Raw genomic sequence first — 7777 nt, forward strand, 5'->3', positions numbered from 1 at the left:
CCGGCGTGCCGTTCGCCTCGCGTTACGGCGGTCGGCTCTCTGAGACCTCGCTCGGTCGAGCTTCACCCCCATCGCGCTCCCTCGCTCAGACTCGCCCGCCGGGCCCCTCCGTTTCCCCACCGGGACCCCTATTTGCAAATCCGCGTGGGGAGTGGTCTGGGGGATTGGAGGGGTGGGGGTGGGGACGTGGGACCCCGAGTGGGCGGCGGCGGCGAGGGAATGGTGAGGCTGGCCGGTTGTAACTGGCCGAAATGATTGATGGCGGGCTAGTGGCGGGCTGGGGGGCGCTTGGTACACGGCTTGCTTTGTAAGTGGCCGAGCGGGGGCGGGCAACATGGGTCCGCGGCCGCGCCGATATAGAGAGTAGGACCTGGGGAGGGTAAATATATGTCGATCACGGTGCAATGGAATGGGACGAACTATGCTACGGCGGTGGACAACGATACACCGGCCAACGGAATTAATGATGCCGATGATTTGACGATCGAAGCGGCCTTCAACGGGGACGCCCAGATTTTTTCCACCGCAGAGTTAGGCGATCTATTCGGGTTTTTGGGTACCACAATTACCGATGGGTCGCCGGTGGATGCCAAAGCGCTGATTGCGAAGGCCGCGTTCTTCAAAGTGATCGATGCAAAGAAACCGCCGACCGATATTCAGAAGGCGCTGGCGGAGCTGATTAAGCAAGTTCAGTTAATCGGGAAAGAGGTCCAGGCGTTGGAAAATCGGCAGACCGACTTGGAAAAAAAGATCGGCGATTTGGAGAAGAAGGCCGCCGACGGGAAGTTGGACCCCGCGGAAGAGAAGACGCTGGCGACGCTGAAGCGGACGTTGGAGCAGGTGAAGGAGGCGAAAAAGTTTGCCGAGGTGGAATTGAAGAAGTTGTTGGATGCGGCAAAAACCGCGTCGACTCAGGCACGGCAGCCAAATGGCGCATACAAGAAAATGTACCTACCGGCCAACAAAGCCGCATTTGAAGCAGCGCTGAACGATCTCGATGTTGCGATGAATCTTGCGACCGATATTCTGACCAAGAGCCAGGGGCATACCAGTCCCGCGCTCCCTCCCGGCAAGGCCGCTGCGGGTGCCGGGACGCCGTCGGGGGGGACAACTCCAGGGACACCGGGGCAGCCGAAGGCGGGGACGCAGCCGGGGGCACCGGGAGCGCCAGGAGCGCCGGGAACGCCAGGGACACCGAAGGCGGGGACTGGGCTGCCGGGGTTCGATCCGGCGGCGTTGCAGCAGTGGTGGAATGCACAAGACATCCAGCTCTCGGCGCAAGACGATATGCAGAAGATGCAGAATCAGTCGAACAAGATGATGATGCTGTTCTTCTTCCTGGCCCAGAAGGCGATGAGCGGCGATATCGGGGACATGTATCAATTTCTCCGACTGGTCGGGTACATCATCAGCAAAGACAAGGCGATGCAGAACGTCCAGTTGGCGAAGAAGTTGATCGAGTTGCAGGATCAATCGCGAAAGATCTCGGAAGAGATCGCCGGCACGAAGTCGTTCGATCCGAATAATCCGCAAGTCCAGGCCGATTACCAGGCGATGTTGGAGACGAAGAAGGGCGAGCAAGGGGTGATCGGGACGGAGCAGAAATTAATCTCCGGAATGTTGGAAGAGATGGCGCAGGTTTCGGAAATGATGACGAATATGACCAAGGCGTTGCTCGATGCGCGGGGGAGAGAACTCCAAGTGGTCTCCTCATGGCGTGTGTAACGGAAGCGCAATGGATTGGGACCCAACGCAGGGGTCAGGGAATGGCGAGCCGTTTCCTGGCCCCTGGTGCGTTTTCTTGGCATTCGGTTCGGGGACATGCTATGCTAATTTCCAGTAACTGTGCTGAGTTAGCGATGAGCGACTTGCCGAAACCGAAACGTCCGTGGGATGACACTGCGCCTGCGAAGTCCTATACGCCGGAGGAGGCGGAGGCGTATATGGCGCAGTTCTTTCAAGATCTGGAACGCGAATTTAAAGAAGTGCCGCCGACCGTGATGGAAGTTGGCGCGCAGCGGGTCCTCGATTTTTTGAAAGGCAATCTGTCGTGGGCGGAAATTTTCAATATTCCGCCACAAACGTTGCAGCGGCTCGCGGAGTTCGGTTTCCTGCAATACCGCACCGGTCGCTACGAAGACGCGGAGCGATTTTTCAAAGTGCTGACGATGCTCAATTGGAATAACGGCGCGTTTCATTCCATGTTGGGCGCGGTCTATCAGCGCCAAAAGCGGCACGCGGAGGCGATTGCGGAATATTCGCAGGCGATCGAACTCAATCCGGACGATGGCGTGAGTTGGACCAATCGCGGCGAACTCCAATTGGCGCATGGGTGGCTTAAACCTGCGCGTGCCGATCTGGAGCAGGCGTTGCGCTTGGCGGGTCATCAAGAAGAGCCGTGGGGAAAACGCGCGCAAGCGCTGCTGACGCGACTGCAACACGTGGAGGCCAAGCGGAGCGGAAGTGCAGTGAAGGGGGCGGGGAAAGGAAAGAAGTCGTAAGCTATGGCCATCGATCAAATTCGCCGTCCCGGCGTGGACACCATGGGATCACACCTCGATCACCCGCAAGTGGTCGAGGCGCTCAAATCCGGCAATATCCATGAAGTGATGAAGGTCTTGCCCGCCGGCGTGACGCGCGAGGACATTGAAGAATATCTGAAGCAGCGCGCATTGGTGCTGGATCAAGTCATTCTCCAAAGTACGCAAATCAAGGCCGACGACGCGACCGTGCCGGCGCCGACGCCGGCGATGATCGCGCCGATCCAGGCGCAGGCGGCACTCGGCGAAGAAGATCGACAATTGCTGCGCGCGGTGCTCGGCACCGGTCGCGGCGCGGAAGCGCTGACGGGCAAGGCCGATTCGGCGTTGCCGGAAGAGGGCGGAGCCACGGGAGACGGGGGCGATGCCACTGGGCAAGGCGCGCCGAATCAGGCGTTGGACGATGTGCTGGGGTACGGCGAGGACTTGCTCGGCAGAGTGGATGCCGATGCCAAGGAGTACGAAGCGTTCATCGCCAAGTTGGAAGATCAAATTTTTAACATGCAATTAGGGCAACAGTTGCAGGCGAGGCGGGAAGAATTGCGCGCAGACTTGCAGCGAATCATTGCGATGATGAAAGAAGGTCTGATCGAACCGGAGTTCGTGCTGATTGCGCTGTGCAAAGTGCGCAGTTCGGAGCAGGGACTGCTTTTTACCCAAACGGGCCAACGATTGATGCGGGTCAACGAAGAGCAGCAGGCGATTGCGAAAGAGATCGCGGGCACGAAGGATTACGGGACGATGGAAATCTCCAGACAACAAATGGCCGAGAAGTCGATGAGCATGCAGCAGCTCTCCGGCACGATGCAGCGGATCGCGCAGAATATCGATTCATTATTGGGAACGACGAAGGGGATGATCGACGAATACGCGAAGACCAAGATGGAATTGATTCGGCGTATTGCGGTCGGTGGAGCGTAATCGTGGCAACCGAAGAACATTTGGCGGCTGCGACGCGCGAGGCGCGACAGAGACTGACGCCGATCGTGGATCCGAATCCGGCGCGGCGGCGGCGGTTGGTTGATCTGTTGCAGCGTTTCCTCGACGACAAATTGAGCTTGGCGGAGTTGCGGGGCTTGAGCCGCGAACAGCTCTACAATTTGGCGGAGACGGGCTATGTCAAATTCAAACACGGACGGGTGACCGAGGCGGAGCGGATCTTCCAAGCGCTCATCGTGCTGGATCACCGCAATGCGTACTTCCATTCCGTGATGGGCGCGATCCATCAAAAACAGGCGCGGCCAGTGGAGGCGATCTTGGAATATTCGCGCGCGCTGCAGTTGAACGGCAAAGACACGTCGTCGTTAGTGAATCGCGGCGAGATTTATTTGCGTAATCGGAATTACCGACGGGCCGCGGAGGATTTTCGCGCCGTGATTTTGGTCGATCCGGCGGGCCGCAATTTATGGGCAAATCGCGCGCGCTCGCTGGTGATCGCGCTGAAGCGGCAGATCGAGAGTCAGCAAGCGGTGGCGCAGCGGCGTGTGTCGACACCGGTCGTGCGGCGTCCTCCAAATTGAGTCTCAGTGCGCAATGCCTAATTCCTTCAATTTCGAATAGAGCGTGGTGCGACCCACATGCAACGCGGTCGCGACGGCGGTCTTGTCGCCGCCATGCATCTGCATGACGTGCTCCACGTACGTGCGTTCTGCAGTGCGCACATACTCGCGCAAGCACGGGAGTTGATCGCCGTCTTGCCATGTGGTCTCGGGGAAATCGCGTTGCAGTCGCTGTTGATCGTGGACTTGCAGCGACGTGGATTGGGGGAGGCAGGCTTGATCGATAATTTCGTCGGGACTCAGGATGATCAAGCTGTGAATGACGTTTTCGAGTTCGCGCACATTGCCGGGCCAGTCGTATTCTTGGAGGCGGCGGAGGGCGTCGGCAGTGATGCGTTTCGGGCCGGTGGTCTTTCCGTACTTGTCGAGGAAGTGCGCGACGAGCAGCGGAATATCTTCACGGCGTTGTCGTAGCGCCGGGGCGTGGAGCTGGATGACCCGGAGGCGGTGGAAGAGATCCATCCGGAATTGGCCTTTGGCGACGAGGCGCTCCAAATTTTCGTTGGTGGCGGAGATGACGCGGAAGTCGACGCGGAGCGGGTGGCCGCCGCCAACGCGCACGACCTCTTTTTCCTGCAGCACCCGCAGGATCTTGGCTTGCAAATCGAGGCGCAGCGAACTGATTTCGTCGAGGAAAATATCGCCGCCGTTGGCGAGTTCGAATTTGCCTAACTTGCGCTGTGTGGCGCCGGTAAAGGCCCCGCGCTCGTGGCCGAACAGTTCGGATTCGATCAGACCCTCCGGGATCGCGGCGCAATTGACTGCGATAAATGGGCGTTTGTTGTCGTGCTCGAGGCTGTGGATATAGCGCGCGAGCAATTCCTTGCCGGTGCCGGATTCGCCTTCGATCAACACGTTGGCCTTGTGCCCTTTGAGCCGATCCGTTTGCGAGAGCATCGTTCGGAACGCGGTGCTGACGCCGATGAATTGGTGCGCTGCGGAGGCGGGATTGAGATCCGCGACGAGTGCGTCGTGGCGGTCGCGAATTCCTTTCACCGCGCGCAACTTTTCGATCAGCGCGATCAGTTCGTCGATGTCGAACGGTTTGGAGAGATAATCCGCCGCGCCGGCGCGGATCGATTGGACGATTTGTCTGGGGTCGCGTTCGCCGCTGACCATCACGACGTCGACCGAGTTGCTGTCTTTCTTGATGAGCTGCAGGCCTTCGAGGCCGTTTTCGGAACCGAGCGCGATGTCGAGCAGCACGAGGTCGATTGGTCGGGCACTTAACAGTTGCAAGCCTTGACTGAGTGACGTGGCGACATGGAGTTCACAGAGTCCGTCGAGCGAGGTGCGGACGGTTTCGAGGAACGCGGTGTCGTCGTCGATCCAGAGGATGTGGTAGGCCATGGGTGTTCTCCTGTGCGGTTTGAGTGGTCGCGACTTTTTCCTACGAGGAGAGACAGCAATTGGCATACCAACCTCCCGGGTTGGCTAACCAGCTAACATGGAGCGGTTTTTTCCGGCAAGCCTGTTTTTTACGTCCAAAGTTGTCCGAAAATCTGAACGCCACGTGTTCGGAATTGTGGACGAGGATGGCATTTTATTGGCTGATCTGAACGCGTCCCGCCAGACCCTGAGAGGTATAGGACACAGCCAATCCCGCGAGGGTCTTGTTGTCCGCGATCACGTCGTGCGGGATCAGCAGGTAGGTCCACGGTTTGCCACCATTATCGCCTTCATGCTTCGTGGCGTGGCTGCACCACTCCGCGGCCGCCTTCGCCTTGGCCAGCACCTCGCGGTCCTCCATCTCTGCGGCGCTCTTGGGCTCGCAGAGGAATTTCTCCGCCTTCGTCTCGACCACAAAGTCCGGCTCGTAGGAGGCGTCGCTCGCGTAGTGAATCTGGAAGTCCCCCTTGGCGGGCTTGAACCACTTCAGGACTTCCTTATCGTTCTCCAGAACGACCGCGAAGCGGCGCTCCGAATCCGAATCGAACTTCTGCACGCGATAGAGGCATTTCTTGAAGCCGCTGAAGAGCATCTTGCGGATGTCCTGCTTCTCGACGACGGGCGCGCGAAAGTCGCGCTCGGTCTCATCCGCCGGGGCCGAGTAGTTGTTCGGCCGGAGCGTGGTGAATCCCTTGCTCACGTGCGCCTCGTAGGCCGTGGCCTTCTCCTCGTAATGCTCCTGCATCTGCACGTGGATCAGATTCACCAGCCCCTGTTGGTGGTACTGAAGCACGTTGAGGACCTCGTTCCCGTCCTTCAGGTAGGAGCGCAGATGTGCCACGACCTGCCCAGCCAGTGTGTAGAGCAGTTCGGCCTGATCGTCGTAGGAAATGTCGTTGAAATCGATGAGCCCCCGTATCAGGTAGTCCTCGGGCTTCTCCTCGGGGGCGATGCCGGTTCCGCTCATCAGCCGGTGCTGCTCGCGCCGGTGCAGCTCCTGGATCAGGATCTCGTTGTCCACGGGCTGGTAGTTCACCCTCGAAAGGTCCATCTTGAACTCGCGGTAGCCCCGCGTTACGTCGCCCACGGGCTGGATCGTAATGCGGGGAATGTCGATGGACAGCTCGTTGCGGAGTTGGATGGTCTTGGCCACGACCATCTCCACGTCCACCTTCTCCGTCACGCCCTCGATCTCCCGCTGGACGGGCGTGATGAGCGTCTTGACCTTCTCGACGATCTGCTTCTGGATTTCGGGCTTGGTGAGGTCAGCCGAGCGCGGCAGGCGCTCGAACTCCCGTCGGATGACTTCGAGCGTCGCCTTCGCCGCTTCCTGCTCCTTGGGCGACTCGAAGAGGAACTTCTGCTGCTCGGCGGGCGCACCGGGTGCCCTTGGCATCAAGAGGGGCAGGCCCGCGACCCGGTTCAGGATTTCCGGCTCAGCCACGACCACGCGCGTCCGTTCGGTCGGGATGCCCACGATTTTCAGGCCGCCCCGGATGATGGATTCGGCGCTGTTGGCGTAGTCCACGATCTCCTGGAACTTGTCGTGCGAAACGATGGTCAGGCGATCCACCGCACCGACGCCGGTCCGCTTGCCGTAGGGCAGGCGCAAGCCCCGGCCGATGGACTGCTCCACGAGCGTCCTTGAATTCGCCGTCCGCAGCGGCACGATGGTGTAGAGGTTCGTGACGTCCCAGCCTTCCTTGAGCATGTTCACGTGGACCACGATCTCCGTGGGGTTGTCGGGCCTCTCCACGTGGATCAATTGCTCGACTGTTTCGTCGCGCTCTTCCCCCTTGAGGGCGGAGTGCACCGTGATGACCTTGCCCTTGTAGCGCCCCTCGAAGAAGGTGGCATCCTCGATCACCTTCACCAGGGCGTTGGCGTGGTCCGTGTCCTTGGCGATCACGAGCATGAAGGGCTTCACGATGGGCGTGCCGTTCTCGCGGGCGTAGACTTCCAGCTCGACCTTGGTGTTCTCGTGGATGCGGACGCCGTCCTCGAGCTTGAGCCGCTCCAGGCCTCCCTCGTCGTAGTTGCGGATGTCGAAGTTCTCGCGCGTGGCGACGGCGGGCTCCTTGACAAAGCCGTCCTCCATCGCGTTCGAGAGAGGGTAGCTGTAGATCACGTTCTTGAAGGGGTCCGCGCCGCCGCCGCGCTCGATCTGCGGCGTGGCCGTGAGCTCCAGGCCGAGAATGGGCTTGAGCTCCTGGATGGCCTACATGCCCGCCGACGCCCGGTAGCGGAGCGACTCGTCCATGAGGAGCACAAGGTCGTCCAGCTTCGAGA

The 7777-nt window shown here is 59.8% G+C and carries 6 protein-coding genes; 4 read left to right on the forward strand and 2 right to left on the reverse strand.

From position 1 onward, the window contains the following. Positions 1 to 387: 387 nt before the first annotated feature. From HY696_02010 to HY696_02025, 4 genes are all read left to right on the forward strand, one after another. Positions 388 to 1725 carry a hypothetical protein gene (locus HY696_02010; GenBank protein MBI4237177.1) on the forward strand — a complete coding sequence of 446 codons (1338 nt, stop codon included), beginning with the start codon at positions 388 to 390 and terminating at the stop codon, positions 1723 to 1725. A 101-nt stretch (positions 1726 to 1826) separates the two neighbouring features. After that, on the forward strand, positions 1827 to 2501 hold the full coding sequence (locus HY696_02015) for a tetratricopeptide repeat protein (GenBank protein MBI4237178.1): 675 nt from the start codon (positions 1827 to 1829) through the stop codon (positions 2499 to 2501). A 3-nt stretch (positions 2502 to 2504) separates the two neighbouring features. After that, the gene (locus tag HY696_02020) at positions 2505 to 3461 is read left to right on the forward strand and encodes a hypothetical protein (GenBank protein MBI4237179.1); all 957 of its coding nucleotides are present in this window, start codon (positions 2505 to 2507) and stop codon (positions 3459 to 3461) included. A 2-nt stretch (positions 3462 to 3463) separates the two neighbouring features. Beyond that, positions 3464 to 4060 carry a hypothetical protein gene (locus HY696_02025; protein MBI4237180.1) on the forward strand — a complete coding sequence of 199 codons (597 nt, stop codon included), beginning with the start codon at positions 3464 to 3466 and terminating at the stop codon, positions 4058 to 4060. Between the two features lie 3 nt (positions 4061 to 4063). Here the strand turns inward: HY696_02025 and HY696_02030 are convergent, their stop codons facing one another. Beyond that, positions 4064 to 5449 carry a sigma-54-dependent Fis family transcriptional regulator gene (locus tag HY696_02030; GenBank protein ID MBI4237181.1) on the reverse strand — a complete coding sequence of 462 codons (1386 nt, stop codon included), beginning with the start codon at positions 5447 to 5449 and terminating at the stop codon, positions 4064 to 4066. 193 nt (positions 5450 to 5642) lie between these two features. Continuing rightward, entirely contained in the window at positions 5643 to 7616 is a 1974-nt protein-coding gene (locus tag HY696_02035; GenBank protein ID MBI4237182.1) for a type III restriction endonuclease subunit R, read from the reverse strand. Positions 7617 to 7777: the final 161 nt, after the last annotated feature.

The organism is Deltaproteobacteria bacterium, assembly GCA_016210045.1.
GTDB lineage: Bacteria > UBA10199 > UBA10199.

What these genes read in the sequence shown, in the direction of transcription:
- HY696_02010 (MBI4237177.1), top strand. Translation starts at nt 388, where the DNA reads ATGTCGATCACGGTGCAATGGAATGGGACGAACTATGCTACGGCGGTG.
- HY696_02020 (MBI4237179.1), top strand. Translation starts at nt 2,505, where the DNA reads ATGGCCATCGATCAAATTCGCCGTCCCGGCGTGGACACCATGGGATCA.
- HY696_02030 (MBI4237181.1), bottom strand. Translation starts at nt 5,449, where the DNA reads ATGGCCTACCACATCCTCTGGATCGACGACGACACCGCGTTCCTCGAA.
- HY696_02015 (MBI4237178.1), top strand. Translation starts at nt 1,827, where the DNA reads ATGCTAATTTCCAGTAACTGTGCTGAGTTAGCGATGAGCGACTTGCCG.